Genomic DNA, 26,736 nt, shown 5'->3' with positions numbered 1-26,736 from the left:
TGCGGGGGCTACCCTTGCCCTTTTGAAACGGACGAGCAATGCTGCACTGGTTGAGGCACTACCGGCGCGCCATGCTGCCCGGCGATATCAGCGCCGGCGTGGTGGTCGCCATGATGATGATCCCGCAGGGCATGGCCTATGCCCTGGTGGCCGGACTGCCGCCCGTGGTCGGCATCTACGCCAGCATCGTCCCGCCCGTCCTGTATGCCTTGTTCGGCACCAGCAGCACCCAGTCCGTGGGTCCGATGGCGATCATCTCGCTGATGACGGCCTCGACCCTGGCCCCGCTGGCCGTTGCCGGTACGCCCCTGTATGCCACCCTTGCCGCCCAGCTGGCCCTCTTGTCCGGCCTGGTGCTGCTCGCTTGCGGCTTGCTGCGCATCGGCTTCATCGCCAACTTCTTTTCGCGCCCGGTGATGAGCGGCTTCACCATCGGCTCCTCGATCGTGATCGCGCTCGGCCAGCTGCCTGCACTGCTCGGTGCGCCGTTTCCCTCGCTGCACCTGCCCAGCGCAATCCTCGGCGGGGCGTCGCTGCTGCTCCTGCTGGCGGCACGCAGCGCCCTGGCGCCGCTGCTGCGCCGTTTCGGGCTCAGTTCGGTCGTAGCCGACATCGGCGCCAAGCTCGCGCCAATGGTCGTCGTCGTCGGCGCCACCGCGCTGGTGCCGCTGCTGGGCCTGGAAAGCCTTGGCGTGCGCACCACGGGCAGCGTTCCCGCCGGGCTGCCGCTCTTGAGGCTGGCGACCTCGAACGAACACTGGCAGGCACTCATCCAGCCGGCGCTCCTGATCGGCTTCATGGTTTTCCTGATCAGCATGTCCGGCGCCCAAACCCTGGCCCTGAAGCGTGCCGAAAAACTGCAGAGCAATTACGAATTGATCGGCCTGGGCGCGGCGAACGTGGGCAGCGCGCTGACGGGCGGCTTTCCCGTCACCGGCAGCATCTCGCGCTCGGCGGTGAACTTCGCGGCCGGGGCCAACTCCCAGCTCGCCAGCCTGATCACGGCAAGCTTGCTGTCGCTCGCCTTGATCGCGCCCACCGGCTGGCTGGCGCTGCTGCCGCTGCCGGCCCTGGCCGCCACCATCATCGTCGCCGTGCTCGGGATGCTCGATACCTCGACCTTGCGCACCGCCTGGCGCTACGACCGGGCGGACGCGGCCGCGCTGGTGGCGACGGGCACCGGCGTGCTGGCGCTGGGCGTCGAGGCCGGCGTGGTGGTCGGCGTCGCGCTGTCGATGGGAGCACTGATCTGGCGCGCCAGCCGGCCGCATATCGCGGTGCTGGGGCGGATTCCGGGTACCGAGCACTTCCGCAACATCGAGCGCCATACCGCCGAGACGGCAAGCGGACTGCTGCTGCTGCGGGTCGATGCCGGACTCTTTTTCGGCAATGCCGAGGCGGTGAACGAACGGGTCGAAGACGAGATTGCGGCGCGCCCGGATACGCGCCACCTGGTGCTGGTGCTGTCGGCGGTGAATGCGATCGATACCTCGGCGCTGTTCGCGCTGGGCGAACTGAACGCGATGCTGCGCACGCGCGGCATCGGCCTGCACCTGGCCGAAGTGAAGGGGCCGGTCATGGACCGCCTGAAGCGCAGCGAGCTGCTCGAGGCGCTGAACGGCACACTGTTCCTGAGCACGGCCATGGCCTGGGATTCGTTGTCTGCAGGCGGCGTCATGCGTTAAGCATTGCGGCAGTGCAAAGGGTGTGGCAGTATTTGCGAATAATCAATTACTGGGAGAGTGCGATGCATCGCCTGATTACGTTCGCATGCATGCTGATCGCCACGATCCTGTGGATCGCCGGTCTGAACGAGGGCTCGCTCCTGTTCTTCGTGGCCGCCGGCGCCTTCGAGCTGGTGTTCTGGAAGCGTTTGCTGGCACGCCCCTGCGCTTGAGCGGAATGCGCCATGACCACGCTCGCTCCTTCCCGGCGCGGGGCCGGGACCCGCACGCGTAAGACACCGGCACCACTGCGGCGCCGTGGCGTTGTCCTGGCACTGGCCCTGGCCAGCTTGCCCATCGCCCACGCGGCCGAGTTCAAGACGGGCGGGCGTATCACCTTCGGCTCCGTGGTCCGTCTGGAAGAGCGCGATCCGCAACTGCTCACCGGCGTCAACGCCAGCGCCATTGGCCTGGCCGGCTTTGGCAGCGGCGGCAATGCCGACGACGCCAACATGAACTACGCACGGGGCGACGCGGCATCGACCGCGCTCAAGGCGTATCTCGACCTGAGCGCGCGCGAAGGGGCGTGGTCGGCACTGGTGCGCGTCAAGGCCTGGCAAGACGTCGCGCTGGAGGACCGCAAGCGCCCGTGGGGCAATGTCGCCAACGGGTATGCGCTCGATGCGCCGCTGAGCGACGCCGGCTCACCGCGCCGGTCGCGCTTTTCCGGTGTAAGCCTGGGCGACGCCTGGCTCCAGTACAGCACACAGGGTGGGCCGGCTGGGCCCCGTTACACGGCGCGCCTCGGCCGCCAATCCTTGAACTGGGGCGAGCGGCCTGGCATGGCCGGCACGCCGGGCGGACTCGAAGCGCTCAATCCGAAGGATTTGCCGGCACTGCGCCGGGCTGGCGCCGTGCCCCAGGAAATGCGGGTCGCCGCGCCCATGCTGTTCGGCCGCGTCGACCTCGACCCGGCGTTCGCCGTCGAAGCGTACTACCAGCGTCGTCACACGCCGACCGCGCTCGACATGTGCGGCACCCTGTGGTCCCTCTCCGACTACCTGACGCCGGGATGCGACCTCGTGATGTCGGGCCAGCCGCAGGTGAGCGACCGCGCACGCATCGGGCTTGGCGCCACCATGAAACGCCTGCCGACCCCGGAGGTGGAGCAGGGTGAATACGGGCTGGGCCTGACCTGGAAGTCCGTGCCGCTCGGGCTGGACATCGGCCTCTACCATGCCCGCTACAACGCGCGCACCGCGCTGCCGAGCCTGCGCCGCAGCACGCGCGTCGGTGGCCCGGCGCTGGTCGCGGGCGACCCGGACGGGCGCAACATGGCCTACTTCACCGAGTACGTGGAAGGCCTGGCGCTCACGGCGCTCACCTTCGCCCACAAGCGCGAACGCACCAGCTTGTATGGCGAAGCGTCTTATCGGCCACGGGTCCCCTTCATGCTCGCGCCGGGCGACGTGTTGCCGCCATTCCTGAACGCGAGCGCGCCGGCCCTGCTGCGCGCCAGCGCCAACGCGGTGCCGCCGGGCGGCTTGTTCCACGGCTATGACCTGTACGCGATGTCGCAGCTGCAGCTGGGGGCCGGGCGCGAGTGGCAGGTCGGCAAAGCCGTGCTGGCGGCCAGCCTGGAAGTCGTCGGCAAGCATGTGTCGGGCTTGCCTGACCCCGCCGTGCGGCGCTACGGCCGGGCCGATATCTTCGGCGTGGGGCCTGTGGCCGGCGCCTGCACCGTCACCACGGGCGACGCCGTCCGCCAGTGCAGCCTGCGCGGCTACGCCACCAGGAACAGCTACGGCTACCGCGTGCGCTTCGACGCCCGGATGCCGGTGCTGGTCCAGGGGCTGGCCGGCAGTGCCAGCCTCACGTTCGCCCACGACCTGAAAGGCTGGGCCGGCGACTTCCTGCTCAACGAAGGCCGCAAGACGGCGAACCTGGCATGGCGTTTCGAGTACCGCCAGCGCTACCTGCTTGAACTTGCCTGGTTGCCGAACTGGGGCGGAGACTACAACCAGGTCGCCGACCGCGACGTCGCGGCGCTCGCTGCCGGGGTGCGTTTTTAATCCATGTACAGGAACGACCGAGGAGAAAACGACATGCAGGTCAACATGCTGGACGCTGCCGGCGTCAGGGCCCATGCACTGCCGCTGCGCGCGCTGCTGCTCGACGCGGTCGCGCATGGGGCCTCGGTCGGCTTCGTCATGCCGCTCGCCGAGACGGAGGCCGATGCCTACTGGCGCGAAGTGGCGGGGGCGGTCGAGGCCGGCTCGCGCATCCTGCTGGCCGGCTGGCGCGACCACGTGCTGGTCGGGACGGTGCAGCTCGACCTGTGCATGAAGCCCAATGGCAGCAACCGCGCCGAGGTGCAAAAGCTGCTCGTGCACAGCGGCGCACGGCGCGCCGGTGTGGGGACAAGCATGATGCAGGCGGCGGAGGTGCAGGCGCTCGCGCTGCGCCGCGGCCTGCTGTTCCTCGATACCGAGGCGGGTTCAAACGCCGAAGCGCTGTACGCGCGGCTCGGCTATACGCGGGTGGGCGAACTGCCGGAATATTGCGCGACACCAAGCGGCGCCTGGCGCGCGACGGCCATCTGGTACAAGACCATGTTCGTGCGCGAGCGCAAGGGCGTGCTCCAGGGGTGAGCTGTCAAGGCTTGCGCCGATCGGGGCCGATATGGGGCGGGGCCAGCTTGATCGGCGCCGCGTCTTGCGGATTGAAGCCATGGCGGTCCCGGTAGACGGCGGCGATGGCCGCCATGTCGGCGTCCTGGTCGCCGGTCAGCGTCATGAAGTCCACCAGGCCCAGTTCCTTCCTGCTGTAGTCAATGTAGACCAGCACCAGCGGCACCTTGGCGGCCATCGCGAGATGATAGAAACCGCTCTTCCAGTGCGGACGGTAGCCGCGCGTGCCTTCCGGCGTGATGCCGACCCAGCACCATGGCTCGCCCAGCATGTTCTCGGCCAGCAGGCGCGTCGCACCCATCGGCGCGCGCCGGTCGACGGGCACGCCGCCCCAGTAGCGCATGATGCCGCCCAGCGGACCGCGAAACAGCGAGTCCTTGGCGAGCCAGCGAAAGTTCAGGCCCAGGGCCCACTTGCCCAGCAGGCCGATCGGAAAATCCCAGTTCGAGGTGTGGGGGTACACCACAGCGATGCCGTGCGGGCCGGGCAGGGGCCGGTAGCGCAGCTTCCAGCCGGCCAGGTTCAGGAGGCGCAGCGCGGTGCGCTGGCCCCAGGTTTGTAAGGCCGCAGGATGCATCAGGGTGTCGCTCATCTTTTCTCCGTCGTGCCGCGTGAAAGCGGCCTCTTGTTATGTGTTGCTACTCATGCGAGAACTTATCGTTACCATGCGGAAAACGAAGCGAGGAATTTTATAGGGCCAGGGCAAGAGCGACAAGGAAAAAAGCTGGTCTGTTACATGGCCGGGCCGTATCATGGCGGCCCTTTGCCCCTTCGATCATCATGGACATCACGATCTATCACAATCCGCACTGCAGTCATTCGCGCAGCACGCTGGCCGCAATCCGCGACACCGGTGTTGAGCCGCACATCGTCGATTACCTGGTCGCGCCACCCGCGCGCGAGGAGCTGGTGCGCATGCTCGGCGCGGCCGGTCTGCATGCGCGCGACGCGATTCGCACCAAGGAAAGCCTGTATACGGAACTCGGGCTCGACGCCGCCGATGTGAGCGACGAAGCCCTGGTCGATGCGATGCTGGCGCATCCGGTGCTGATGAACCGGCCTTTTGTGGTGACGCCGAAGGGCGTGCGGCTGTGCAGGCCGTCGGAGACGGTGCGCGAAATATTGTAGGTGGCGTGTCACCGCTGTGCAGCCGGTGTCAAGCACGCCCGGCGAGCGCCAGGCGTCGAACTAGCGTACGCCGTCGGGGTCCTCGTTGCGGGACAGCTCCGCGTCCGGCAGTTGCTCGTGCTGGAAAGCGCCGATATCGAAGCCGGTTCCGACGCTGCGCTGTTTCCCCTCGAAGTCCGGTTCCGGGGTCTCGACCACCATGCCGCGCCCGATCGCGGGTGAGCGGCTGCTGAGGCGGAAATCCGGCGTGCCGGTGCGGCTGTATTCGAGGAAGACCGGTTCGGCCGCGACCGTCCCCACATGCTGGCGTCCGGGCGGCAGGCGCCAGTCGCTGACGCTGTTCTGAAACACCAGGTTGTGCACGTAGCGGTTGTTGGCGCCCGTGGCGCCTTGCTCGAGGATGCCGTGCTTGTTGTCGAAGACGATGTTGTTGGCCACGATCGTGTTGTCGTTCGGCCCCTTCGAATAATAGAAGTCGCCCCCGCCGACGACGATGCCCGAACCGGAAGTCGACACCGTGTTGCCGGTGATGTCGACGCGCTGGGCGTCGTGCCACAGGTGGATGCCGGCGCCGGAGATGCGGTAGATCACGTTGCTGCGCACGCGCGCCTGGGTGCTGACGTAGATGCCGTGGTGGAAGCGGCACTCGGGGGGGCCGATGTCGTGCACGTTATTGCCGATGACCTCGCCGTGCTTGCCCTTGTAATAGCTGTCCACGCCGATGCCCGCGCCGCCGGCCGCCTCGCAGGGCACGTCGAGGGCGATATGGTGCACGTGGTTGTGGCGGATGCCATTGTAGGAACCGCCGTTGTAGATGCCGCTGAGCCATTTGGTGCCGCTCTGGTACTGGAAGCCATCGACATCGAATCCGACGATGTCGACGTAGTTGCCGCGGTTGTCCCAGGCGCTGGTGGTGCGCGAGTCGAGCGGCGGGACGATTTTCGCGCCCCAGCGTTCCGACGACACGAAGATGATGCGCGCTTCGGCAGTGCCGCTGACATTGGTGCGAAAGCCGCCCGTGTACATGCCCGGCGCCACGTACACGGTCGTGCCCGAGGTGACCACCTGGGCGGCGCGCCCGATCGTGCGGAAGGGTTCGGACTGGGTGCCCGGGTTGGCATCCGAACCGTTTGGCGCGACAAACAGGTTAGTACGCACGACTTCGGGAATGACCAATTGTTCGGACGAGCCTTCGCTCAGACGGCAGCCATCGAGCACCAGCAGGATGGCGCAGAACAATACCGCGAACAATGGATTGGCGGAACGATTCGCTGGACCGGACATGGCGGAACCTCGTGGACGGCGGACACCAATGCAGTGTCGCCCGGCGCGAACGCCGCGCGGCGCGATTCCCTCAAGTTTGCCTTTGAGCGGGCGCAAGGTGATTCACGCAGGCACATGCATGCCCCCGGCCTCGTTCCCTTCAGCCCCTTTTCACGACCTGCGGCATGTAGGCGTCGAGGAATTCGGGCGGCATGCGGCGCGGCCGGCCGCCTGTGACGTCGATGCAGACCAGTTCCCAGCGCCCGCGCAGCACGGTCGCCCCGTCGCTCGTGCGCACCAGCTGGAAGCGGCGTTCCATCGACAGCTTGCCGTCGCCGCCGACCAGCCAGGTCGCAAGAAGCAGCTCCTCGCCCAGCAGCGTCGGCAGGATGTAATCGTATTCGCCGCGCCGGATCGCCATCGCGCGGTCCAGGCGCCGGTAATCCTCGAGCCCCAGGCCAAGCGACTCGGAGTGCGCCCAGCCAATCTGCTCGCACCAGCGCACGTAAACTGCATTGTTCGTGTGGTTCAGCCCATCGATATCCGCGGCGCCCGGCGCCAGGGATAACAGAAACGGTTGCGGATAATCCAAGGTCAATTCAACTCCCCTTCGAACAGGCGGCGTGGCGCCGGCAAAGCGCCATTCTAGCCGCTTGCCGGGCTCGCCGAGCCGTGCGTGCCAGCAGAGGCAGGCCACAAGCGTTGGGGTTGGAGCGCGCTCTCAGCGGCGGGTCCAGCTGACGTTGGTGGGGCAGGTGGTACGGCCGGCGCCGTGACCATCGGCGTTTCCAAAGCCCGTGACGAGGCCGCCGACGCTGCCGCTGCGGTAGCAGCGCGGCCGGCCGGCCACGGTCTTGCGGTAAATGGTCACGCCGTCGGGTGCCGTATAGCTCTCGAGCGTCAGGCCAGGGGGCCGGCTCGCGCGTGCGGCCGCAAAGGCTTCGGCGAAGCGCTCCCATTTGCGCTCGGGCTCGGCCGTGATCGGGCTGGACCCCTTGCGCAGGTCGCGGTCGACCTGCCCCGCCATCGCTATCGAATTCGCGAGCAGGTCGCCCGGCAGTGGCGAGCCCCGTGCGTCGGGCTGCGACTCACCGGCCGGTTCGGGGTCGGCAGGGGGCGGGGTGGAGGATGGTGTTGCCGGCTCGGGCAAAGGTGCGACAAAAACGGCCGGCTGGCGCGCACGTGCCCGAGACGGCGGCGCAGGAGCAGCCGGCTGCGGCGCCGGCCAGGGCAGGGCCTGCACCAGCACCAAAGTGGAAGCGCGCGGCGCCGGCTCCGGTGCAGCGGGGCGCGCGCTCGTCCACCAGGCCAGCACCAGCAGCAGGTGCAGGCCAAGGGTCAGGACGAGCGGGGTCCATGGCCGGGATCCGCCGTAGCCTGGCGTGGCGCCGTGCTGCAATGCTTACCTCGGTGCCGTCATGGCTGCCTTGATGGTCACGCAGCGCTGGTCTTCCTGCTGGGCGTCGAGCAGCGAACGGCGGGTGCCGGCCGACAGGCCCTTCATCGTTGCCGCGGCCTGGCTCAGGCGCTTGACGCTGGCCGGCGTGCAACTCGTCGGAATCAGCGAACCGGCATAGCTGCGCATATAGACCGGGCCGGCCGCCTTGTCGATCGCCGGCAGCTTCGCCAGGCGCTGGGCCGCCGTCTGTTCGGCCAGCACATTCTGCTCGGCCGGGTACAGGTTGTCGATCGCCGTGCGCACCTTCGAGAACGGCAGTGTCGTCTGCAAGTCCTCGACCGTGCCGAGCCACTCGCTTTTCAGCTTCGGATCCGGACGGATCACGGTCGCGGCGAGTGCCGCAGCCTGGCCGGCGTCGGAGTTGTCGCGCTTGGCTTCAAGCTCCACCAGGGCGGCTGCGCCCGGATGGTTGTAGCGGTTCAGGCGGCGCACGATGGCCCAGCGCAGGTCCTGGTTGATCGCCAGGCCCTCGACGGTGGAGGTGCCGTCCAGGATCCCGGCCAGGTGATCGAGCGCTTGCGGGCTGCTGGCCAGGAACAGGTAGGCGTCGAACCAGCGGCGCTGGAAGTTCTCGTTGCCCTTGCTGGCATTGGCCGCCTTCCACGCCATCGCTTCCAGGTCCGTGCGGGTCTGCGTGGCCCAGGCCGAGTTCACACCCATCAGGTCCAGGTATTCCTTCGAATCGGCAAGCTTGCCCAGCACGTCGCCCAGCAGCGTGTAATCCTTCTCCAGCGGCGCGTTCACCAGCACCGTCTTGATGAATTCGTTCAGCGGCAGCTTGCCGTCGCGTACGCCGTCCCACAGGCTCTGCCACAGCATCGTGCGCAGCAGCGCATCATCGACGCTCGCCAGGCTGGTGCGCGCGGTCTCGAACGAACGTTTGTCGAGCTGGACCTTCACGAAACCCCAGTCCTGGTAGTTCGGATACACCAGGTCCGGGCATGCGCTGCCCGCCAGCGCCGCCACTTTCGTGTTCGCGCCCTTGTAGGTCACGGGCACGTTTTGCAGCGCCACCAGCTTGCCGCCCTCGACCTTGAAGGTGGCAACCTGCACGCGCTGTTCGCGCAGGGTCGGCAAAAGCTTGCTCGGCGCGCTCTGCTGCAGGGAGAAGGCGCTGACCTTGCCGCCGGTGCAGCTGAAGTTCGCAGCAATCGTATTCACGCCCGCTTCGTAGAGCCACTCGCGCGTCCAGCCCGACAAGTCGCGCCCGGCCGCCTGGCCCAGGCTGCCGATGAAGTCGTCGAGCCTGGCGTTCTCGTAGGAATACTTGGTCAGGTAGTTGTGCACGCCCTTGCGGAAGACTTCCGCGCCCAGCAGGTGGCGCAGCTGTATCAGGGTCGAGGCGCCCTTCGAGTACGTGATCGCATCGATGTTGTCGAACGCGTTCGCGGTCGACGGCACCGGCACCTCGATCGGGTGGGTATTCGCCTTTTGGTCCTGCACGTAGGCGGCCTGCTTGCCGGTCGAATAGAAGTGCTGCCAGGCGTCCTTGAATTCGGTCGACTCGGCGGTCGCCAGCGTGCCCATGAAGGAGGCGAAGCTCTCGTTCAGCCACAGGCCGTTCCACCACTGCATGGTGACGAGGTCGCCGAACCACTGGTGCGCCATCTCATGCATGATCACCGAGGCCAGCGACTGGCGCTGGGCATCGGTCATCTTCGCCTTGTGCAGGAAGCCGCGTTCGGCGAAGGTGATCGCGCCGGCGTTCTCCATCGCGCCGTACAGGAAGTCGGGCACGATCAGCTGGTCGTATTTCTCGAACTGGTAAGGAATGCCGAAATAGTTGTCGAAGAAGGCCAGGCCGTTCTTCGTGTAGCCGAACCAGTCTTCGGGCGTGACTTGCGCGGCCACCGACTGGCGCGCGAACAGGCGCATCGGGTACTTGCCGCTCTTGTCTTCCCATACCTTGTAGGGGCCGGCGTGCAGCGAGAAATTGTATGGGCTCAGCTTCTTCGACTTGGGGAAGACCCAGCGCTTGCTGGCGCCAGCAATCTCGATGCTGGTCTCGCGCGTGGTCGACACCACATGCCAGTCGGCGGGCGCCGTGGCCGTCACCTGATAGGTCGCCTTCAGGTCGGGCTGGTCGAAGACCGCGAACATCTGGTGTGCGGCGGCCGGTTCGAAGTGCGAGTACGTATACACCCGGTTATCGACCGGGTCGACCATGCGGTGCAGGCCTTCGCCATTCGTGCTGTGCGCTCGTTCGTAGGCGATGACGACGCTGTTGCGGCCCTTGACCAGGTCGGCGGGGGCGATCGTCACGAACCAGTTGTTGTACTTCGTCTCTGCCTGCTTGCCGTTGACGCTGACCGATTTTACGGTCGCCTTGTCGAGGTCGATCGTCAGCGGCGCGCCTGTATCGTTCAGGTCGAAGCTGGCGGTGGTGACGCCGCTGAAGGTTTCTTTTCCGGTCAGCGTGAACTCGAGCGCATACTCGACATTCGACACGCGCGCCGAGCGGGCGGCGGCGTCCTGCTGGGAAAGGAAAGCGTTTTCGGCGCGGGGCGCCGGGGCGGCGCAGGCGCCGCTCGCTGCGAATACCGATACGGCGAAAGCTGTTGCGATGGCGATCGTCATCGCGCGTGGTGCAAGAATAGTCAAGTTGGTTCCCTGTTGGCGCGTGCACCGCCGACCGGCGCAGCATGCGAATTGCGCAAGAATATCATGAGCGCAACAGCAATTACAGGGGAAACCGGATGCACTCACGGGGCGTACATACCCCGTGCATACGGGTCGGTACGACTGGAAGGCTGGCCATGCCGGCCAGCCTTGTCGCGACATTACGCCTGCTTCAGCGCCGCATAGTCCGTATAGCCTTCGGCGCCGCTACCGTAAATCACGTCCGGACGCAGGGGATTGAGGTCCGCACCGCTCTGCAGGCGCTCCGGCAGGTCCGGATTGGCGATGAACCACAGGCCGAAAGCGATGGCATCGGCGTCGCCGGCAGTGAGCAGGCGCTCGGCCGCCTCGACCGTCATCTTTTCGTTGGCGATGAAGACGCCGCCGAACTGTTTCTTCAATACGGGTCCCAGGCTGTCCTCGCCTACGGCTTCGCGCGCGAAGATGAAGGCGATGCCGCGCTTGCCCAGTTCGCGTGCGACGTAGCCGAAGGTCTCGACAGGGGTCGAATCGCCCATGTCGTGTGCGTCGCGGCGTGGCGCCAGATGCATGCCGACGCGGTCCGCGCCCCAGACGGCGATGCAGGCATCCGTCACTTCCAGCATCAGGCGCGCGCGGTTCTCGATCGAGCCGCCGTATTCGTCGGTACGGAAGTTGGTGCTGTCTTGCAGGAACTGGTCGAGCAGGTAGCCGTTGGCGCCGTGGATCTCGACACCGTCGAAGCCCGCCTTCTTTGCATTTTCGGCGCCTTTGCGGTAGGCCGCGACGATGCCGGCGATCTCGTTTGTCTCGAGCGCGCGCGGCGTGGCGTAGTCGCGCTTCGGGCGCACCAGGCTGACGCTGCCGGCCGGCTTCACCGCGCTCGGGGCGACGGGTGCCGCGCCGTCCAGGAACACCGGGTCGGAAATGCGGCCCACATGCCAGAGTTGCATGACGATGCGTCCGCCAGCGGCGTGCACGGCCTCGGTGATCTGCTTCCAGCCTGCCACCTGCGCGTCGGACCAGATGCCCGGGGTGTCGGCGTAGCCGACGCCCATCGGCGTGACCGAAGTCGCTTCCGACAGGATCAGGCCGGCGCTGGCGCGCTGGACATAATACTCCGCCATCAGGGCGTTCGGCACGCGGTCCGGGCCGATGGCGCGGGCACGGGTCAATGGCGCCATGATAATGCGGTTCGGCAGTTGCAGCGCGCCGATGGTGATGGGGTCGAATAAAGTGGTCATTGCGTTCCTCTTGGATGAAGTCCGGGCATCTTACGGGACGCGCCCGATTCCTGCCGAGGACGCCACATTTTCGCCCGTGATGCCGGGCTGAACGCAGGGCGGTGCTATACTTGCGCCCGTTTTTCACGGACGGGGAAGCCCCGCGAAAGGTTGAAAATGAGCTGGATTTATCTGGTGGTGGCAGGCTTGCTGGAAGTGGCGTGGGCAGTCGGACTGAAGTACACCGCAGGCTTCACCAAGCCGATTCCGACGGCTTTTACGCTGCTGGCGATGCTGCTCAGCGTCGGCATGCTGGGCCTGGCCCTGCGTAACCTGCCGCTCGGCACGGCCTACGCAGTCTGGACCGGCATCGGCACGATCGGCACCGCAGCGTTCGGCATGATGATGCTGGGCGAGCCGGCCGGCGCGCTGCGCATCGGCTCGATCGGCCTGATCGCACTCGGGATCGCAGGCCTCAAACTGTTGACGCCGGCCTGACACAAAGAAAAGCAGGCCAGCAGCCTGCTTTTCATTCGTACCCTGTGCCTTGCATCAGAAGCGGTAGCTGACGCCCACGCGGATCACGGGATACAGCTTGAAATCCTTCACTTCGTCGGCCAGCTTGGCATTTTCTGCCGCGACGTCGTTCGCGACCTGGGCGCACACGGGAGCCGGTGCGGTGCAGCCACGGGACGCCAGGCTGGTTTTCGGCGAACCCTGGAAAGCCACGCCCAGGTCCATGCCGAAGCCCCAGCCCGCCGCCGCGACCGCGTTGCCCCAGCCGATGCCGAGATAAGGGGCGGTCTTGCGGAAGTCGATCTTGCCGCTCAGGTCGCCGACCATCGCCGAGCTGTAGGTGCGCCCGTTGATGGTGTAGGTGCCGTTCGCGTTCGGCTTGGCGTTCGCGTCGATGCTATTGCCGTTGTAGACCAGGCCGCCGCTGACGCGGAAGGCGCTGCCCCACGGATGGTAGTCGAGCAAGGCGTCCACGGTAGCCAGCTTGAGCTTGAAGTCGTATTCCACGTCCGAGGTATTGCCATCGTAGGAGTAGCTGGCGAAGTTCAGGCCGACGCGGGCGTTCAGGTTCGGTGCGACCGGGGTGCTCAGGTGCAGGCCAAGGCCGGTCGTGCCGAGGTCGACGGTGGTGGCGATTTCGCGGGCCTGGGCGGTGCTTGCCGCTGCCAGCGTGACCAACAGGATCGACACAATCTTCGTAAATTTCATCTGGTTTTCCAATATCTCAGCGTGCGCTGGTGCGAGCGACGAATTGCCGATTGGCAATCCCAAGCACGCCATCATATTGTTCTGGATTTGGACAGGCAAGCGCTTTTTCCGCAATGCAACATCATCTGTTGTGGTAGGGCGACAGCCGACGAGTCGAGCGGCGCGCCGCAGCGGACAGCACCGTTCATTGGCGGGAAAGAGGAAATGAGGAAGATGCCGGCGCGGTGCGCCGGCCGGGTCGATCAGCGGTAGAACGCGTCGACCTTGCCCTTCAGTTTGATCAGCATCGGCTTACCCTTGCGGTCGAGCGTCTTGCCGGCGGCGACCTTGATCCAGCCTTCGCTCAAGCAATACTCTTCGACGTCGAAACGGTCCTTGTCGTTGAAGCGGATACCGACGTCATGCTGGAACACGTCGCGGTTGTGGAAAGGGCTGCTCGGATCGATGGAGAGCCGGTCTGGAAGAGGGGGGAGGGTAGCGGTATCGGTCATGGGTGCGAATTATCCACTAGTTCGCAAGCGACGACAACGGCGCACGCTTGCGACATCTGGACCCATGTAGCGAGGTCCCTGTTTCAGTCGCGCCCGAACTCCGGATTCGCCCGCGTCAGGTAATACCACTCCGAATTCGCCCCCGCCTTGGCATCCGGGAACAGGATCCGGCCACTAAATTCTGCCAGCACCGGCCTGCCATCGGCCCGCGTGCCGATCTGCTCGCCCTCGGCGACCGGATCGAAGCTGGCCCAGCTACGTGAAAAGACGTCGCCCGCGTCCTCTTTGTCGTGCACCACGACCATCTGCAGCGCTTCCATCTCGTCAAACGGCACCGGTTCCGGTTCCGGCGCCTCGATCAGTTTGAGGAACGCCAGCGTGTTGAGGATGGCGCGGTAGGCCACTTGCGGCGCCTGCGGGTCGACGTGCTGGCCGCATTCGAGCGTGAGCGCATAGCCGCCCGTGGTGCGCATGTATTCGGTGGTGCCGACGCCGTAGCGCAGCACGGTTTCGAGTTCGTCGGCGTTGCCGCGCGAACGGCGCTGCACCCCACCGCCATAGGCCGCCATCCAGCCGGTGACGAAACGGCGCACGCCCAGGCGGCGCGCCAGGGCGCGTTCTTTCTCGGCCTGCCCGAAGGGTTCGAGCGGGCCCCCGTTATTGACGGGCCCGACCATCACGAATGGCTCGCCATGGGCTGCATTGAACGAGTGCAGGTCGAGCAGCACGTCGTGCTGTGCCAGCAGCGGACAGAGCCAGTTGGCAATGCGGTCCTCGAAATCCTGCGGCTCGTCCTTGGGGAACAGGTTGCGGTTCAGGTTGCGCTCGCCGTTGCGTTCGTTTTTCGCGTAGGCGAGAGGATTGACGATCGGAACAAACGTCACGCTGCCGGCCGCAATGCGCAGCGCGCCGCTGTCGAGTTCAGCCATGACGCGCCGGATCGCCTCGGTGCCGCAGATCTCGTTGCCGTGGGTCGCGCCCATGATGATCACGCTCGGGCCGTCACCCAAGCCGGTATAGTTGACAAACTTGAACTGCAGATTCGGTGTGGAGGTCATGCGTGATGATCCAAAGAAATATCGGTGCCGCCATTTTATCGGGAATCACTGGCACGTGCGAAATGGGCATGGCATGATCCGCCACTCCTGTTTTCACGCGATCCCATGATTGATCCCCGCAGCGCCCGCCTGCATGGTCTCGACACCCTGCGCGCGCTCGCCGTCACACTGGTCGTCCTGCACCATTACACGCTGTTCGTCTCGCACGACGATGCCACCTTCGGCTGGCTCGGGCGGATCGGCTGGGCCGGCGTCGACCTGTTCTTTGCGCTCTCGGGCTACCTGATCGGCAACCAGATCTTTGCCGCCCTGAAGACGGACGCCGGCCTGTCCCTGAAGGCCTTCTACGCGCGCCGCCTGCTGCGCACGCTGCCCAATTATTTCGTGATACTGGCGATTTATTTTCTTTGGCCGGCCTGGGGCGAGAATGCGCCGCTCGCGCCACTCTGGCGCTACCTGAGTTTCACCCAGAACCTGGGCCTGGCGCCCGGTACCGCGTTTTCGCACAGCTGGTCGCTCGCGATCGAGGAACAGTTCTATCTGCTGCTGCCGGCGCTGGCGCTGGCCGGCGCCCTACTGCGGCTGCGCATCTCTGTCGCCTGGGTAGTCATCGTGTGCGTGGTCGCGGCCGGCATGGTGCTGCGCGCCCAGCTCTGGTCCGAGCATGTCGATGCCCAGAAGTATGGGATTTACTTCTATTACAAGCTCATTTATTACTCGAGCTTATGCAGGCTCGACGAGTTGGTGGCCGGCGTGTCGCTGGCGCTGCTGAAGAACCACCATCCGGACGTGTGGACGCGCGTCACCAGCCACGGCAACCGCATGCTGGTCGCCGGGCTCGCGATCACGGGGCTGAGCTTCTGGCTGTTCCTGGATCAGCACTACGGGTTCGTGGCAACCGTCTTCGGCTACCCACTGCTGGGACTGGGCTTTGGCTTGCTGATCCTCGCCGCCTTGTCGCCGCGCTCGCTCTTGCGGGAGTTGCGCATTCCCGGCGCCGGACGCCTGGCCGTGTGGTCGTACGCGATCTACCTGACCCACCGTGGCGCCAGCGCGGTCGCCGCCGCTCCCTTGCAGGCGCTCGGCTACGGCCCGCATTCCATCGTTGCGGTCGTGCTGTTGCTGTCGCTGTCGGTGCTGTCGGGCTGGATCTTGTACCGGTTGGTGGAAACGCCCTTCATGGCGCTGCGCGAACGCTACGTGCCGAGCAACCTGGCGCGTCCCACCTTCAGTCCTGCGCCTCGATGACATCGAAGGCTGCCGGCATCGCGCCGAGAAAGGCCAGCACCGCGTGGACGCGCTCATGTAGCGCGAGACCCTCGGTCGCGTCGATCGCCGCGCGCAGTCCCGGCCGCGCTTCGATCGTGTAAGGACTGCGGTAAGCGTCGATCAGCAGCGTCACGAGGTCGGTCGGCGCGCCGCAGGAGCGGCGCAGGCGGGCGTCGATCACGCCCAGCAGCGTGCGCTGCATGGCCGGCGTCGGGTTGGCGATGTGCGCGAACACCGACGGGGTGTTGTCGATCGACGCGCACAGCGAACGCTCGATGGCGTCGGGTTTCAGGTCGGAGGCGATATCGAAGTAGGCCCGGTCCCAGTGCGTGCGCGCATGGAGATGGTTGCGCGGGAAGCGGTCCACCGTCTCGAAGCCGAGCGCATGGCTGGCGCGCGAGAGCAGGTCGATCAGGACGGGCATCAATGGCATGGCAGGAGTGTGGAGAAGCACATGCCGGCAGTGTAACGCAAGCGCGCCGGGCGATCCATCGACCGCCCAGGCGCGCGTAAAACGGGTGACAATCAGGCGCCGAAACGCCCGCTTCGGAAATCCTCGACCGCCTGCTGCAGTTCGGCCTGCGTATTCATCACGAACGGACCATACTGCGCGATCGGTTCGTTCAAGGGACGGCCCGCGAGCAACAGCAGGCGGGCGCCGCTCGGCGCCTTGATGACGACGCCGTCCGCGCCTTCGGCATTGTCGAGAATGGCCATGCGCGTTTGCGGCACGCCGCGGCCGGCAACCACCGCCTCGCCCCGAAACACGTAGATGAAGGCATTGTGCCCGGGGGGCAGTACCTGCTCGAAGCTGGCGCCCGCAGGCAGGTCGATGTCGAGATACAGCGGCTCGGTGCCTTCGCGCTGCACGGCGCCTTCGACGCCGTGCGTGGTCCCGGCGATCACCTGCACGGTCACGCCTGACTCGAGCGTGAAGCGCGGCACCTCGGCATTCGGGATGTCGCGGTACCACGGATCGCGCATCTTGTCCTTGCCCGGGAGGTTCAACCACAGCTGGAAGCCTTCCATCAGGCCTTCATTCTGCTCCGGCATCTCGGAGTGGATCACGCCGCGCCCGGCCGTCATCCACTGCACGCCGCCGTCCGTGATCAGGCCCTCGTTGCCGCCGCTGTCGCGGTGGCGCATGCGTCCGGCCAGCATGTAGGTGACGGTCTCGAAACCACGGTGCGGATGCTCCGGAAAGCCCGCGATGTAGTCGCCGGCCTTGTCGCTGCCGAAAGCGTCGAGCATCAGGAAGGGGTCGAGGCGGCGCTGCAAGGTGTGGGTCAGGACGCGGTTAATCTTCACACCGGCCCCGTCCATCACGAACTGGCCTGCGACGATGCGTTCCACGCCGCGTGGCCGCGCTACACGTTCTTCAAGCACTGCATTCATCATCGTCTCCTGTAGCGCCGCCCGGCCATTTACGCCAGTGCGGCTTCGATGGTGGCGTCGGCTTCTGCACGGCCCTTGCTCGACGCTTCCGGACCCATCGCCTGTGCCGGCGAATGGATGAAGGTGTTGTCGGTCATGCCCAGGAAGTTCAGCAGCATGCGCACGAACGGCACTTGCGGGTCAGCCTCGGCCGGATAGATGCCGCCGCGCGCGGTGGCCACGAATACCTTTTTGCCTTTCAACAGGCCTTCCGGACCGGACTCGGTGTAGCGGAAGGTCACGCCGGCACGGGCGATCGCATCGAACCAGCTTTTCAGTTGCACCGGAATGCTGAAGTTGTACATCGGCGCGCCGATCACGAGCACGTCGGCGGCCTGCAGCTGGGCGATGAGGGCGTCGTCGAGGGCCACGCGGGCTGCCTGCTCGGCGCTGCGCGATTCCACTGGCGTGAACAGGGCGCCGAGCGCGGCTTCGTCGAGCTGCGGGTGCGGATTGCGCGCCAAATCGCGGGTCACGACGGTGGCATTCGGATTAGCGGCGACGAGCCTGGCGACGATGCTGTTGGTGACACGGCTTGACTCGGATTCGGCGCCGCGCAGGCTGGAGGTAATCTGGAGAATGTTCATGTCGGTGTCTTCCTGTAAGTGATTGGTCCTGCGATGAAGACACTGTAACAGTTCCAAAATCAATCCAGAAGACCTTAGAATGGATAACTTTATTCAGCCAGTGGAACAATCTGATGGACATCGAACCGAATGACCTGCTGCTGTTTGCGCGCATCGTCGAAGCGGGCAGCTTCAGCGCGGCAGCCACGCGCGTCAGCCTGCCCAAGTCGACGGTCTCGCGCCGCATCTCGCTGCTCGAAGCGCGCCTCGGCGAACGGCTGCTTGCCCGCACCACGCGCAAACTGATGGTGACCGAATTCGGCGCCAGCCTGCTGGAACACGCGCGCAAGGTGGCCGAGGAGTCGGAAGCGGCCGGCGCGCTGGCCCAGCACCGCCAGGCCGCGCCGAGTGGACGCCTGCGCATCTCGCTGCCCGCCGATTTCGCCAACCTCGGCATGAGCGCGATGATCGGGACTTTTCTTGCGCGCTACCCAGCGGTGAGCGTCGAACTCGATCTGTCGCCGCGCCGGGTCGACCTGGTGGCGGAAAACTTCGACATCGCGATCCGCATGGGAGATTTGCCGGACGATTCGACGCTGGCAGCACGGCGCGTCACGCTGCAGCGCTTTGGCCTGTATGCCTCGCCCAGCTACACGGCCGTGCGCGGTTTACCCGAGCACCCGGACGACTTGCTCGGCCACGACTTGCTGTGCCTGCTCAGCCGGGGTGGCGGACCGCTGTCCTGGACGCTCACGCGCGGCAAGCTGCGATGGCAACGCGAACTGCCGGCGCGCCTCACGGCGAACTCGCCCGACCTGCTGGCCCGCATCGCCTGCAACGGCGCCGGAATTGCGGCCAGCTCCGAACTGTTCGCGGCGCCACTGGTAAGCACGGGAGAACTGGTGCGGGTGCTGCCGGAATGGGACCTGCCGGCCGCCACCGGCTGGGCCGTGTTCCCCGGACGGCGCCTGATGCCGGCCAAGACACGCGCCTTTCTCGACATGATGGAAGAACTGTTTTGCAGCGAGGCGCAGGAAAGCCGGGGTTGTTGATATCAGACCGGCCGGTTCCCCATCATTTCGCCGAGTCGCACCTTGCGCTCCGGCGCCCAGTCCGGGTTGAACGCGATGGTCTTTTCCTTGAACAGCATCACCACCGTCGAGCCGAGCAGGAAGCGGCCCATCTCTTCGCCCTTTTTCAGCAGCACCGGGGAGGAGTCATAGGTCCATTCCGAGATACGGCCGGTGCGTTGCGGATTGACGACGCCATGCCACGGGGTGGCCATGCTGCCGACGATGGTCGCGCCCACCAGCACCATGACGAAGGTGCCGAATTCGTCGGACTCGAACACGCAGACGACGCGCTCGTTGCGTGCGAACAGGCCCGGCACGCCGCGCGCGGTGGTCGGGTTGACCGAGAACAGCGCGCCCGGCACGTAGATCATGCGCGTCAGGCGGCCGTCGCACGGCATGTGCAGGCGGTGGTAATCCTTCGGGCTCAGGTAGAGGTTGGCAAAGGCGCCGTGCTGGAACTGCGTGCCGAGTGTCGCATCGCCGCCGACCAGCTCGGTAGTGGTGAACTTGTGGCCCTTGGCCTGCAGGATGTGGTGGTCGTCGATCGCACCGAACTGGCTGATCGCGCCATCGACCGGGCAGACGAAATCGGCCTGCGCCAGCGGACGCACCCCATCCTTCAGGGGACGCGTGAAGAATTCGTTGAAGCTCGGGTAGCTGGCGATGTCGGAATTATGCGCCTCGTCCATGTTGACGCCGTACTTGCCGACGAACCAGCGGATCAGGCGGGTCGTCACCTTGCCTCCGCGGTGGCCGGCGACGCGCCCGGCAAACGAGGTCAGCGCCTGCTTCGGCATGACGTATTGCGGCAGTACTTTGAAACGATCGGACACGATGGCAGCCCTTTATTGCTTGTGATGATGGCGAATTATAAATAAGGGGCGTGCGCGTGCATATCATTGTTTTCGATGGCGCTGCCCCAGGGCAGTGTAGCGCATCGGCCACGCTGGGCGCCCAAGTCCGAGCGCTTGTGGCCCAACGGGACCATGCATATCGAAAATATATTCCTCAAGGCATCTTTTCTCAGGTGAACTAAAGGACAATACGGGCTCATAAACTTGCCTTCCTGATATGTATATGCTTTCCCCGATTCGCCTGACCCTGCTCGCTGCCGCGCTGGCCGCCGCCTTTCCCGTGTTGGCCCAGGAAACCGCCTCCGCAGCGGCGGCGACCGCGCCGAAAACCGAGGCCGCCGCGCCAGCGCCGGCAGGCGGGCAAACCATGCAGAAGGTCGAAGTGCGCGGCAGCGCCGACAGTTACGATCCGCGCCGCGACGACACTGCCACCAAGATCGTCGTCGGCCGGGAAGAGATCGCCCGGTATGGCGACACCAACGTCGCCGACGTGCTCAAGCGCGTGCCCGGCATCACGGTCAACAGCCCGAACGGGCGCGGCGCCGAAATCCGCATGCGCGGCCTGGGCGCCGGCTACACGCAAATCCTGATCAACGGCGAACGCGCGCCGAGCGGCTTCACCCTCGATTCGCTGTCGCCCGACGTCATCGAGCGCATCGAAGTGCTGCGCGCGGCGAGCGCCGAATTCTCGACGCAGTCGGTGGCCGGGACCGTCAACATCGTGCTCAAGAAAGCAGTGCGCGCCGGACAGCGCGAATTCAAGATCGGCGCCCGTGCCGGCAGCGGCTTCAGCGGTCCGACCGCGAATATGCAATTGTCCGACAAGCTGGGCAAGATGTCGTATTCGATCGCCGGCAGCGCCATGTTCGAACAGTACGACCGCAGCGTCACCAGCAGTGAACAGGGCTACGACCTGGCGGGCCTGCCGACCCTGGCGCGCCATACCGACGGCGATGAGAGAGGGCGCCTGAACCTGTTCAACCTGGCCCCGCGCCTGAACTGGACACGCGAGAACGGCGACACGCTGACCTCGCAAAGCTTCGTCAATTCGGCGCGTTTTCGCAACCACAAACACGAAACCACCAGCACCAGCCTGGGCGCGCCCGCGTTCTACCCGGTGCTCGATTCGTGGCTCAGGTCCGATAACGACGTCCTGCGCACCGAGCTCAATTGGGTGCACAAGATGGCCGATGGCGCCAAGCTCGACGTCAAGGCAAGCCTGATCGGCGGCCGGAACACGACCGACAACCGGCGCCTGACTCCCCCAGGAGCCGCACGCCCGATCGACAACCTGGTCCACATGGAAGCCGAGGAACTGGGCACCACCACGGTCGGCAAGTTCAGCAAGACGATCTCCACCGGCCACGCACTGGGCATGGGCTGGGACGCCGGTTATTCGGTGCGCGAAGACAGCCGCGAGGAAACGGAAAGCGGCCGCCTGGTATTTCCGCTGCTCCCGAAGGGCGAAGAGTCCGAGTCGCGGGTAGCGCGCCTGGCGCTGTATGCCCAGGACGAGTGGAGCTTGACGCCGCGCTGGTCGGTCTACCTGGGCGCGCGCTGGGAAGGCATCCGCACGGCTACCTCCGGCAATACCTTCACCACTGGCCGCTCGAGCTCGAACGTCTGGAGTCCGGTCATGCAGACCCTGTTCAAGATCCCGGACACCAAGGGCGACCAGCTGCGCTTCGCCGTCACCCGTACCTACAAGGCGCCGAACTTCCAGCAACTGATCCCGCGCCGCCAGACCTCGATCGACAACCGTTCGACCGATCCCGATTACGCAGGCAATCCGGACCTGAAACCGGAACTGGCGCTCGGTATCGACGCCTCTTACGAGCATTACTGGGGCGAAGGTGCGCTGCTCTCGATCAGCGGCTCGATGCGCCGCATCGACGGCTACACGCGCTACCTGGTCGATTTCGATGGCGCGCGCTGGGTCGCGATGCCGATGAACGCAGGGCGCGCGACAACGCGCGGGCTGGAACTGGAAACCAAGTTCCCGCTGAAGGCGCTGATGAAGGATGCGCCGGCGCTCGACCTGCGCGCCAGCCTATCGGCGAACTGGTCGCGCGTCGATGGCGTGCCCGGGCCGGATAATCGCCTCGACGGCCAGACGCCGCTGTCGGGCAACCTCGGCATCGACTACAAGCGCGCCGACCTGACCACGGGCGCGAGCTTTGCCTATAAGCAGGGCGGGCAGGTGCGCATCTCCGATCGCCAGACCTCGACCATCATCGCGCGGCGCGATCTGGAAGCGTATGCGCTCTACAAGTTCAATCCGAAGCAGCAGCTGCGCGTGGCGCTGTCGAATATCCTTGGCCAGGATTTTGTGAACCGCGGCAGTTTCGCGGAAGTGGGACGCGGCCTGGTGGTACGCGAATCGCGCTTCAAGGCCGGCCCGAGCGTGCGTGCGACGCTGGAATTGAAGTTCTAAGCAGCCTGTAAAAAAAATGAAAGCGTAAACGACCTATAGCCTGGCAAGCCAGGCTATAGGTCGTTTATATGTCGTTTATATGTCGTTTACTGAGCTTGAACCGGAAGGATTACTTCACGCGGCGGCGCAGGGCGCCGATACCGAACAGGGCGATGCCGAAGAGGGCGACCGAACCTGGCTCCGGGACGTCGGCAAACTTGAACTGACCGCTATTGCCAACAAAGAAGTATTTGCCTGGCACGTTCGCATAGCGGGACTTGGGAGCGCAGCCCGGGCCCGAGAAGCCGGCGAACTGGCACGCCAATTCCTTGATCGCGTTGGCGCCCGGCGCGCCGATGGTATTCGCATTGGTAAAGGCGAATGCGGTCATGTCCACGGTCGACATGTCGACGCCGCCGTCGGTGAAGAAGTAGCCGGCCTTCAGCGCGCCGGCCTGGGCCTGCGCGTGAATGCTGACCTGGCCATTGTTGGTCGGGCTGCCATTGGCATCGACCAGGCCGCCACCACCGGCCTGGACGCCGAAGGTGCCGATCAGTGTGCCAAGGTCGGCGCCGAACATGCCGTCGGTTCCCGCGTAGCGGTTGTTGATCGGGTCCTGGTACATCCGGATGGTGCCGCCGCTGAACGTGAAGGCGCCATTGAAGGTGCCGGTGCCGAAGGCTTCCAGCGTCGCATAGATGTTGCCGCCGCGATAGTTCACAGGAAACAGCTTGCCGTTGGCATCAGCCTGGGCAATGTTGAAGGCTGCATATTCGGTAAACGAGAACGAGGTCGCGCCGGTCGGCTTGATCTGAATGAACCCGGTGCCGTTGACGTCCAGGGACTCCTTGATCGTCTGGCCGGCGGCGAGGCCCCCGCCAATCGGGTTGAAAGTCCAATTGTTCATGACAGGCGCCGCCTGGATGGTGCCGGCGGCCAGTGCGACAGCTGCAGCGCAGCCAAGTTTTTTCAGGAAGTTCATTATTATTCTCTTTCAGGAGTGGGTGTGGTCTATGTGCTTATTAGCAATAACCATGCCAGAAAGAAATATCCATGTTAAATCAGTAACTTGCGAAAAAGAACTTCAATTTCCAGATGTGACTGTAAAGTTTTTCGACAGAAACTAGTCAGTGCCATCGATGTGCCTCACCGACGGCGCCGGAAGTAGCGCAGTGCCGCCAGCACTGCCAGCGCCTGCATCGCTGCCGACAGGTAGAAGCTGCTGCCGATGCGCCAGTCGTTCGGTGCGAGGTGGCTCACCTCGCCGAGGATGGCGGCGCCCAGCAGGGGCATCAGGACCACCGCGATGCTGTTGATCGATTGAAGCGAACCCATCAGCTCTCCCTGTTCGCCGGCATCGGTCGCGCGCGAAATGATCGCTTGCAGCGCCGGCCCCGCGGCAAAGGCGAGCAGGTTGCAGCAAATGAACACGTACATCATCCAGCCCTGGGTCGCCAGGCCGTACAGCAGAAAGGTCAGGGCCCCGGAGGCCAGGCCCAGCACCGCCAGGCGCGCCTCGCCGAAGCGTCGCAGCAGCTTTGCCAGCAGCCAGGCCTGGACCACGACGCTGGCAAGGCCGACACAGAACAGGGCAATGCCATTGTCGCGCGGGGTCCAGCCGAACCGGAAAGTGGTGTACAGCACCCAGGTGCCGTGGGTCATCATCTGGGCGAAGGTGGTCAGCACGAAGACGACCACCAGGCCGCGGATGTCGCGGCGCCCCAGCAGTTTGCGCACTGCGCGCAGGGGATTGGCGCGCTTCCAGTCGAAGGGGCCGCGCGCACCTGGTGCCAGCGACTCGGGCACGAACAGCGCTCCGTAGACCAGGTTGGCCCCCGCCAGAGCCCCGGCCACCCAGAACGGCAGCGCCAGCGAAATCTCGCCCAGCAGGCCGCCCAGCACCGGACCGCAAATGAACCCGGCGCCGAACGCCGCCCCAATCTTGCCGAAACTGCCGGCCCGCTGATCCGGTGTCGAGACGTCCGACGCATAGGCCGATGCGACCGACATGCTCGCTGCCGACACGCCGCCGATGGCGCGCCCGACGAACAGCCAGGCCAGGGTCGGCGCCCAGGCGATGATCAGGAAATTGAGGCACATGCCGGCCATCGAATACAGCAGCACCGGGCGCCGTCCGATGCGGTCGCTGATCGCGCCCAGCATCGGCATGAAGAGGAATTGCAGCAGGCCGAACACGGCCGCGAGCAGGCCGTACCAGAGTGCCTGCTCGTCGCGTCCGGACACGAACTGCCCAACCAGCCCCGGCATCACGGGAATGATCAGGCCGATACCGAGTACGTCGATGAAGACGCTCACCAGCACGAAATGGAGCTTGCCCGTGCCCGTGGGGGCTTGAATGTCGGGCTTTGGCACAGGTGCGTTCACGTGCCTGTCCCCAGCCGCTCGGCCGCGCACGCCGGCGTGACCCGCCAGGCCCCGGGATCAGGGGCGCAGCGCGTCATCGGTTTCCACGGCAGGGTTCACGCTGGCGCGCTGCGAGAGCGCGTCGGCATCCAGGTTCTTGTGGCGCGGCACCCAGCGCAGGCTGGCGCCCGGCAATCCGGCCAGCAGGGCGTGCACGCGCGCGCGCAAGGGCCGCAGGGCCGATGCGCTTTTCGCTGCGCTCGCGGCGACGTCGTCGATCACGACCCGGCTGTCGCCGTAGACGGTCAAGTCAAACGCACCAATCCTCCTTGCTGCTTCCAGCACGGCGATCAGCGCCAGGTATTCGGCTTCGCTGCTGTTGCCGTAGCCGGCCGGCTCGGACAGTTCGAGCAGTTCGCCATCCGGGCCTAGCAGCCGGGCGCCGATGCCGCAGCGCCCGGGATTGGGCCGGGCCGAGCCGTCGAACCAGGCGCGCCAGGGCGTGGGCGATCCGTCGTGACGCGTGCGCTGCGCGGCCAGCGCCGCCGCGCGCGCCGTGTGCCTGGCCAGGACCCGGGCCGCTTCGGCCTCGCGCAGCGCCGCGCGTCCCGCCAGCAGCGCGGCCAGGCCGGCTTCCCCAGCGCTGGCGGCGAGCGTGGCGCGCAGCGCATCCGCGAATGTCAGGCCGCGGCGCCGGGCCAGCTTGCGGCTGGCGGCCAGTTCGCTGCGGTTGGCGGCGCCTTGCAGGCGGTCAAGTTCGGTCATGGCGACAGCATAACCGTTTTTGATGGTTGAAACAGCGCCGGGGGGCGCCAGGCCGAGGGCGCACAGCCGAAAAAAAAGCGCCCCGGAGGGCGCTGTCGGCTGCTGCTGGGGATCAGCGGCGGTACGGATTGTTCGGGCGGTCGTCGCGCTCGTTGCGGCGGCCGTCGCCGTCACGGTCGCGGTCGCGCCGGTTCGAGACGCCGTCGTTGTCCAGGTCGCGGTCGTAGCGGTTCGGGACGCCGTCGCGGTCCGTGTCGCGGCCACGGCGCTCGTAGCGGTCAGGCACGCCGTCGCGGTCGCGGTCGCGGTAGCCATAACCGTCGCGGTAGCCGCTGCGGTGTCCGCCGTCGTAGAAGCCCTGGCGGCCGTACCCGTCACGCGAGGCGTAGTAGCCGTTGCCGCCGCGTGGCGCCCAGCCGCCATGTTGCATGGTCCAGCGGCCGCCGCGCTGATGCCAGGCCGGCGCTGCGTACACGTAGCCGGGGCGCTCGGCGATATAGTTGCCCGGCACCCAGTGGTGACGGTTGCGACGCCAGTCCCAGTAACCCGGCGACCAGACATAACCGTGGCGCACGGCGGGAGCACGTTCGTACATCGGTGCCGGCGGGGCCGAGCCGATATACAGTTGAACATCGGTTTGCGCCATCGAGGGCAGCGGTGCGTAGGCAGCGGCGCCGAGGGCGATCAGGGTTGCGAGGGTCAGGCTGGATTTCATGTCGGTCTCCATCTCCAAAAGCGGATGATTCAATATATCAATCGGCTTGAAGGAATGGGATATTTGATGCATGTGCTTACAACTGAAACAGATTCCAGCAGCTCGGCAACAACAGGAGGGAAACGGCGGGGAGACGCGTGGCTGGACGATGCCAGGGGGCGGGCCGGGCGCCCGTCAAGGGGCGGCCCGGCGCGCGAGGGCGATCAAATCCGGCTCCCGCCGACGCGGCGATCGGCCAGCACGGTCGGCTGTTGTTCGGGGGCCAGGCGCTTGCCTTTCACGACCACGACAGCCATTTTGGTTTCGGTGGCGATGCTCGAATCGACGATGGCGGCGGGGCGGGCCTGGGCTTCGGGCAGCGTGTCGGTGAAGAAGCTGCTTGACGCAGCAGCGGCGAGGGCGACGACGAAAACGGCTTCCATGTGCTTGGCGATGTTCACGGTGTTTCTCCTTGCGGGTGGGGTTTCGATGTGTCCAATGTAGCC

Annotated in this window: 27 protein-coding genes; 9 read left to right on the top strand and 18 right to left on the bottom strand. The window is 65.8% G+C overall.

Features of this window, described 5'->3' with window-relative positions:
• Window positions 1-38: 38 nt before the first annotated feature.
• The 4 genes from ACHAC9_RS17710 to ACHAC9_RS17695 all read left to right on the top strand — a co-directional run bounded on the left by ACHAC9_RS17710 (window position 39) and on the right by ACHAC9_RS17695 (window position 4,315).
• The gene (locus ACHAC9_RS17710) at window positions 39-1,685 is read left to right on the top strand and encodes a SulP family inorganic anion transporter (protein WP_435761767.1); all 1,647 of its coding nucleotides are present in this window, start codon (window positions 39-41) and stop codon (window positions 1,683-1,685) included.
• A 62-nt stretch (window positions 1,686-1,747) separates the two neighbouring features.
• Window positions 1,748-1,897 (top strand): hypothetical protein, encoded by a 150-nt coding sequence (locus ACHAC9_RS17705; protein ID WP_435761765.1) that lies wholly within the window; start codon window positions 1,748-1,750, stop codon window positions 1,895-1,897.
• A gap of 12 nt (window positions 1,898-1,909) precedes the next feature.
• The gene (locus tag ACHAC9_RS17700) at window positions 1,910-3,736 is read left to right on the top strand and encodes a DUF1302 domain-containing protein (protein WP_435761763.1); all 1,827 of its coding nucleotides are present in this window, start codon (window positions 1,910-1,912) and stop codon (window positions 3,734-3,736) included.
• 33 nt (window positions 3,737-3,769) lie between these two features.
• Window positions 3,770-4,315 (top strand): GNAT family N-acetyltransferase, encoded by a 546-nt coding sequence (locus tag ACHAC9_RS17695; RefSeq protein ID WP_435761761.1) that lies wholly within the window; start codon window positions 3,770-3,772, stop codon window positions 4,313-4,315.
• Between the two features lie 4 nt (window positions 4,316-4,319).
• On the opposite strand, the gene ACHAC9_RS17690 is transcribed toward ACHAC9_RS17695, so the two are convergent.
• Window positions 4,320-4,946 (bottom strand): 1-acyl-sn-glycerol-3-phosphate acyltransferase, encoded by a 627-nt coding sequence (locus tag ACHAC9_RS17690; RefSeq protein WP_435761759.1) that lies wholly within the window; start codon window positions 4,944-4,946, stop codon window positions 4,320-4,322.
• Between the two features lie 188 nt (window positions 4,947-5,134).
• On the opposite strand from ACHAC9_RS17690, the gene arsC reads away from it, so the two are divergent.
• Window positions 5,135-5,482, top strand: a complete 348-nt coding sequence (gene arsC, locus ACHAC9_RS17685; protein WP_435761757.1) for an arsenate reductase (glutaredoxin) — start codon at window positions 5,135-5,137, stop codon at window positions 5,480-5,482.
• 60 nt (window positions 5,483-5,542) lie between these two features.
• On the opposite strand, the gene ACHAC9_RS17680 is transcribed toward arsC, so the two are convergent.
• The 5 genes from ACHAC9_RS17680 to ACHAC9_RS17660 all read right to left on the bottom strand — a co-directional run bounded on the left by ACHAC9_RS17680 (window position 5,543) and on the right by ACHAC9_RS17660 (window position 12,046).
• Window positions 5,543-6,766, bottom strand: a complete 1,224-nt coding sequence (locus ACHAC9_RS17680) for a DUF1565 domain-containing protein (RefSeq protein ID WP_435761755.1) — start codon at window positions 6,764-6,766, stop codon at window positions 5,543-5,545.
• A gap of 139 nt (window positions 6,767-6,905) precedes the next feature.
• Window positions 6,906-7,343, bottom strand: a complete 438-nt coding sequence (locus tag ACHAC9_RS17675; protein WP_435761753.1) for an acyl-CoA thioesterase — start codon at window positions 7,341-7,343, stop codon at window positions 6,906-6,908.
• Between the two features lie 123 nt (window positions 7,344-7,466).
• Window positions 7,467-8,144 carry a hypothetical protein gene (locus tag ACHAC9_RS17670; protein WP_435761751.1) on the bottom strand — a complete coding sequence of 226 codons (678 nt, stop codon included), beginning with the start codon at window positions 8,142-8,144 and terminating at the stop codon, window positions 7,467-7,469.
• A 3-nt stretch (window positions 8,145-8,147) separates the two neighbouring features.
• Window positions 8,148-10,805 (bottom strand): aminopeptidase N, encoded by a 2,658-nt coding sequence (gene pepN, locus ACHAC9_RS17665; protein ID WP_435761749.1) that lies wholly within the window; start codon window positions 10,803-10,805, stop codon window positions 8,148-8,150.
• A gap of 179 nt (window positions 10,806-10,984) precedes the next feature.
• Entirely contained in the window at window positions 10,985-12,046 is a 1,062-nt protein-coding gene (locus ACHAC9_RS17660; RefSeq protein WP_435761747.1) for an alkene reductase, read from the bottom strand.
• 156 nt (window positions 12,047-12,202) lie between these two features.
• On the opposite strand from ACHAC9_RS17660, the gene sugE reads away from it, so the two are divergent.
• Window positions 12,203-12,523, top strand: a complete 321-nt coding sequence (gene sugE, locus ACHAC9_RS17655) for a quaternary ammonium compound efflux SMR transporter SugE (protein ID WP_435761745.1) — start codon at window positions 12,203-12,205, stop codon at window positions 12,521-12,523.
• Window positions 12,524-12,577: 54 nt separating this feature from the next.
• Here sugE and ACHAC9_RS17650 read toward each other — a convergent pair whose 3' ends face one another.
• The 3 genes from ACHAC9_RS17650 to ACHAC9_RS17640 form a co-directional block, all read right to left on the bottom strand.
• The gene (locus tag ACHAC9_RS17650) at window positions 12,578-13,249 is read right to left on the bottom strand and encodes a hypothetical protein (RefSeq protein ID WP_435761743.1); all 672 of its coding nucleotides are present in this window, start codon (window positions 13,247-13,249) and stop codon (window positions 12,578-12,580) included.
• A 242-nt stretch (window positions 13,250-13,491) separates the two neighbouring features.
• Window positions 13,492-13,740, bottom strand: a complete 249-nt coding sequence (locus ACHAC9_RS17645) for a DUF3297 family protein (protein ID WP_435761741.1) — start codon at window positions 13,738-13,740, stop codon at window positions 13,492-13,494.
• A gap of 83 nt (window positions 13,741-13,823) precedes the next feature.
• Complete coding sequence (locus tag ACHAC9_RS17640; RefSeq protein ID WP_435761739.1) at window positions 13,824-14,798, bottom strand: succinylglutamate desuccinylase/aspartoacylase family protein; 975 nt, start codon at window positions 14,796-14,798, stop codon at window positions 13,824-13,826.
• Between the two features lie 105 nt (window positions 14,799-14,903).
• Between ACHAC9_RS17640 and ACHAC9_RS17635 the strand changes: the two genes are divergently transcribed.
• The gene (locus ACHAC9_RS17635) at window positions 14,904-16,046 is read left to right on the top strand and encodes an acyltransferase family protein (protein ID WP_435761737.1); all 1,143 of its coding nucleotides are present in this window, start codon (window positions 14,904-14,906) and stop codon (window positions 16,044-16,046) included.
• Here the strand turns inward: ACHAC9_RS17635 and ACHAC9_RS17630 are convergent.
• From ACHAC9_RS17630 to ACHAC9_RS17620, 3 genes are all read right to left on the bottom strand, one after another.
• Entirely contained in the window at window positions 16,027-16,500 is a 474-nt protein-coding gene (locus tag ACHAC9_RS17630; protein WP_435761735.1) for a hypothetical protein, read from the bottom strand. The genes ACHAC9_RS17635 and ACHAC9_RS17630 overlap by 20 nt on opposite strands.
• A 92-nt stretch (window positions 16,501-16,592) precedes the next feature.
• Window positions 16,593-17,462, bottom strand: a complete 870-nt coding sequence (locus ACHAC9_RS17625) for a pirin family protein (protein ID WP_435761733.1) — start codon at window positions 17,460-17,462, stop codon at window positions 16,593-16,595.
• A 29-nt stretch (window positions 17,463-17,491) separates the two neighbouring features.
• Entirely contained in the window at window positions 17,492-18,088 is a 597-nt protein-coding gene (locus ACHAC9_RS17620; protein ID WP_435761731.1) for an FMN-dependent NADH-azoreductase, read from the bottom strand.
• A gap of 113 nt (window positions 18,089-18,201) precedes the next feature.
• Between ACHAC9_RS17620 and ACHAC9_RS17615 the strand changes: the two genes are divergently transcribed.
• Window positions 18,202-19,119 (top strand): LysR family transcriptional regulator, encoded by a 918-nt coding sequence (locus ACHAC9_RS17615; protein ID WP_435761729.1) that lies wholly within the window; start codon window positions 18,202-18,204, stop codon window positions 19,117-19,119.
• Window positions 19,120-19,121: 2 nt separating this feature from the next.
• On the opposite strand, the gene asd is transcribed toward ACHAC9_RS17615, so the two are convergent.
• Window positions 19,122-19,973, bottom strand: a complete 852-nt coding sequence (gene asd, locus ACHAC9_RS17610; RefSeq protein WP_435761727.1) for an archaetidylserine decarboxylase — start codon at window positions 19,971-19,973, stop codon at window positions 19,122-19,124.
• 244 nt (window positions 19,974-20,217) lie between these two features.
• On the opposite strand from asd, the gene ACHAC9_RS17605 reads away from it, so the two are divergent.
• A complete protein-coding gene (locus ACHAC9_RS17605; protein ID WP_435761725.1) occupies window positions 20,218-22,428 on the top strand; it encodes a TonB-dependent receptor plug domain-containing protein in 2,211 nt (736 codons plus the stop codon).
• 109 nt (window positions 22,429-22,537) lie between these two features.
• Here ACHAC9_RS17605 and pepA read toward each other — a convergent pair whose 3' ends face one another.
• The 5 genes from pepA to ACHAC9_RS17580 all read right to left on the bottom strand — a co-directional run bounded on the left by pepA (window position 22,538) and on the right by ACHAC9_RS17580 (window position 26,691).
• A complete protein-coding gene (pepA, locus tag ACHAC9_RS17600; RefSeq protein ID WP_435761723.1) occupies window positions 22,538-23,389 on the bottom strand; it encodes a flocculation-associated PEP-CTERM protein PepA in 852 nt (283 codons plus the stop codon).
• 164 nt (window positions 23,390-23,553) lie between these two features.
• Window positions 23,554-24,792, bottom strand: coding sequence for a TCR/Tet family MFS transporter (locus ACHAC9_RS17595; RefSeq protein WP_435761721.1), 1,239 nt, complete (start codon window positions 24,790-24,792; stop codon window positions 23,554-23,556).
• A gap of 57 nt (window positions 24,793-24,849) precedes the next feature.
• Window positions 24,850-25,536 (bottom strand): ribonuclease HI family protein, encoded by a 687-nt coding sequence (locus ACHAC9_RS17590; protein WP_435761720.1) that lies wholly within the window; start codon window positions 25,534-25,536, stop codon window positions 24,850-24,852.
• Window positions 25,537-25,648: 112 nt separating this feature from the next.
• The gene (locus tag ACHAC9_RS17585) at window positions 25,649-26,251 is read right to left on the bottom strand and encodes a YXWGXW repeat-containing protein (protein ID WP_435761719.1); all 603 of its coding nucleotides are present in this window, start codon (window positions 26,249-26,251) and stop codon (window positions 25,649-25,651) included.
• 203 nt (window positions 26,252-26,454) lie between these two features.
• The gene (locus tag ACHAC9_RS17580; RefSeq protein ID WP_435761718.1) at window positions 26,455-26,691 is read right to left on the bottom strand and encodes a hypothetical protein; all 237 of its coding nucleotides are present in this window, start codon (window positions 26,689-26,691) and stop codon (window positions 26,455-26,457) included.
• Window positions 26,692-26,736 lie beyond the last annotated feature (45 nt).

This window comes from Massilia sp. CMS3.1, assembly GCF_051262535.1.
In the GTDB taxonomy this organism is placed as follows: Bacteria; Pseudomonadota; Gammaproteobacteria; order Burkholderiales; family Burkholderiaceae_D; genus Telluria.
This window is presented reverse-complemented; position numbering and strand designations above follow the sequence as displayed.

What these genes read in the sequence shown, in the direction of transcription:
- ACHAC9_RS17590 (WP_435761720.1), bottom strand. Translation starts at nt 25,536, where the DNA reads ATGACCGAACTTGACCGCCTGCAAGGCGCCGCCAACCGCAGCGAACTG.
- ACHAC9_RS17695 (WP_435761761.1), top strand. Translation starts at nt 3,770, where the DNA reads ATGCAGGTCAACATGCTGGACGCTGCCGGCGTCAGGGCCCATGCACTG.
- ACHAC9_RS17585 (WP_435761719.1), bottom strand. Translation starts at nt 26,251, where the DNA reads ATGAAATCCAGCCTGACCCTCGCAACCCTGATCGCCCTCGGCGCCGCT.
- sugE (WP_435761745.1), top strand. Translation starts at nt 12,203, where the DNA reads ATGAGCTGGATTTATCTGGTGGTGGCAGGCTTGCTGGAAGTGGCGTGG.
- ACHAC9_RS17690 (WP_435761759.1), bottom strand. Translation starts at nt 4,946, where the DNA reads ATGAGCGACACCCTGATGCATCCTGCGGCCTTACAAACCTGGGGCCAG.
- ACHAC9_RS17650 (WP_435761743.1), bottom strand. Translation starts at nt 13,249, where the DNA reads ATGAAATTTACGAAGATTGTGTCGATCCTGTTGGTCACGCTGGCAGCG.
- ACHAC9_RS17710 (WP_435761767.1), top strand. Translation starts at nt 39, where the DNA reads ATGCTGCACTGGTTGAGGCACTACCGGCGCGCCATGCTGCCCGGCGAT.
- ACHAC9_RS17620 (WP_435761731.1), bottom strand. Translation starts at nt 18,088, where the DNA reads ATGAACATTCTCCAGATTACCTCCAGCCTGCGCGGCGCCGAATCCGAG.
- arsC (WP_435761757.1), top strand. Translation starts at nt 5,135, where the DNA reads ATGGACATCACGATCTATCACAATCCGCACTGCAGTCATTCGCGCAGC.
- ACHAC9_RS17660 (WP_435761747.1), bottom strand. Translation starts at nt 12,046, where the DNA reads ATGACCACTTTATTCGACCCCATCACCATCGGCGCGCTGCAACTGCCG.
- ACHAC9_RS17705 (WP_435761765.1), top strand. Translation starts at nt 1,748, where the DNA reads ATGCATCGCCTGATTACGTTCGCATGCATGCTGATCGCCACGATCCTG.
- ACHAC9_RS17605 (WP_435761725.1), top strand. Translation starts at nt 20,218, where the DNA reads ATGCTTTCCCCGATTCGCCTGACCCTGCTCGCTGCCGCGCTGGCCGCC.
- ACHAC9_RS17635 (WP_435761737.1), top strand. Translation starts at nt 14,904, where the DNA reads ATGATTGATCCCCGCAGCGCCCGCCTGCATGGTCTCGACACCCTGCGC.
- ACHAC9_RS17680 (WP_435761755.1), bottom strand. Translation starts at nt 6,766, where the DNA reads ATGTCCGGTCCAGCGAATCGTTCCGCCAATCCATTGTTCGCGGTATTG.
- ACHAC9_RS17615 (WP_435761729.1), top strand. Translation starts at nt 18,202, where the DNA reads ATGGACATCGAACCGAATGACCTGCTGCTGTTTGCGCGCATCGTCGAA.
- pepA (WP_435761723.1), bottom strand. Translation starts at nt 23,389, where the DNA reads ATGAACTTCCTGAAAAAACTTGGCTGCGCTGCAGCTGTCGCACTGGCC.
- ACHAC9_RS17625 (WP_435761733.1), bottom strand. Translation starts at nt 17,462, where the DNA reads ATGAATGCAGTGCTTGAAGAACGTGTAGCGCGGCCACGCGGCGTGGAA.
- ACHAC9_RS17645 (WP_435761741.1), bottom strand. Translation starts at nt 13,740, where the DNA reads ATGACCGATACCGCTACCCTCCCCCCTCTTCCAGACCGGCTCTCCATC.
- ACHAC9_RS17630 (WP_435761735.1), bottom strand. Translation starts at nt 16,500, where the DNA reads ATGCCATTGATGCCCGTCCTGATCGACCTGCTCTCGCGCGCCAGCCAT.
- ACHAC9_RS17640 (WP_435761739.1), bottom strand. Translation starts at nt 14,798, where the DNA reads ATGACCTCCACACCGAATCTGCAGTTCAAGTTTGTCAACTATACCGGC.
- ACHAC9_RS17700 (WP_435761763.1), top strand. Translation starts at nt 1,910, where the DNA reads ATGACCACGCTCGCTCCTTCCCGGCGCGGGGCCGGGACCCGCACGCGT.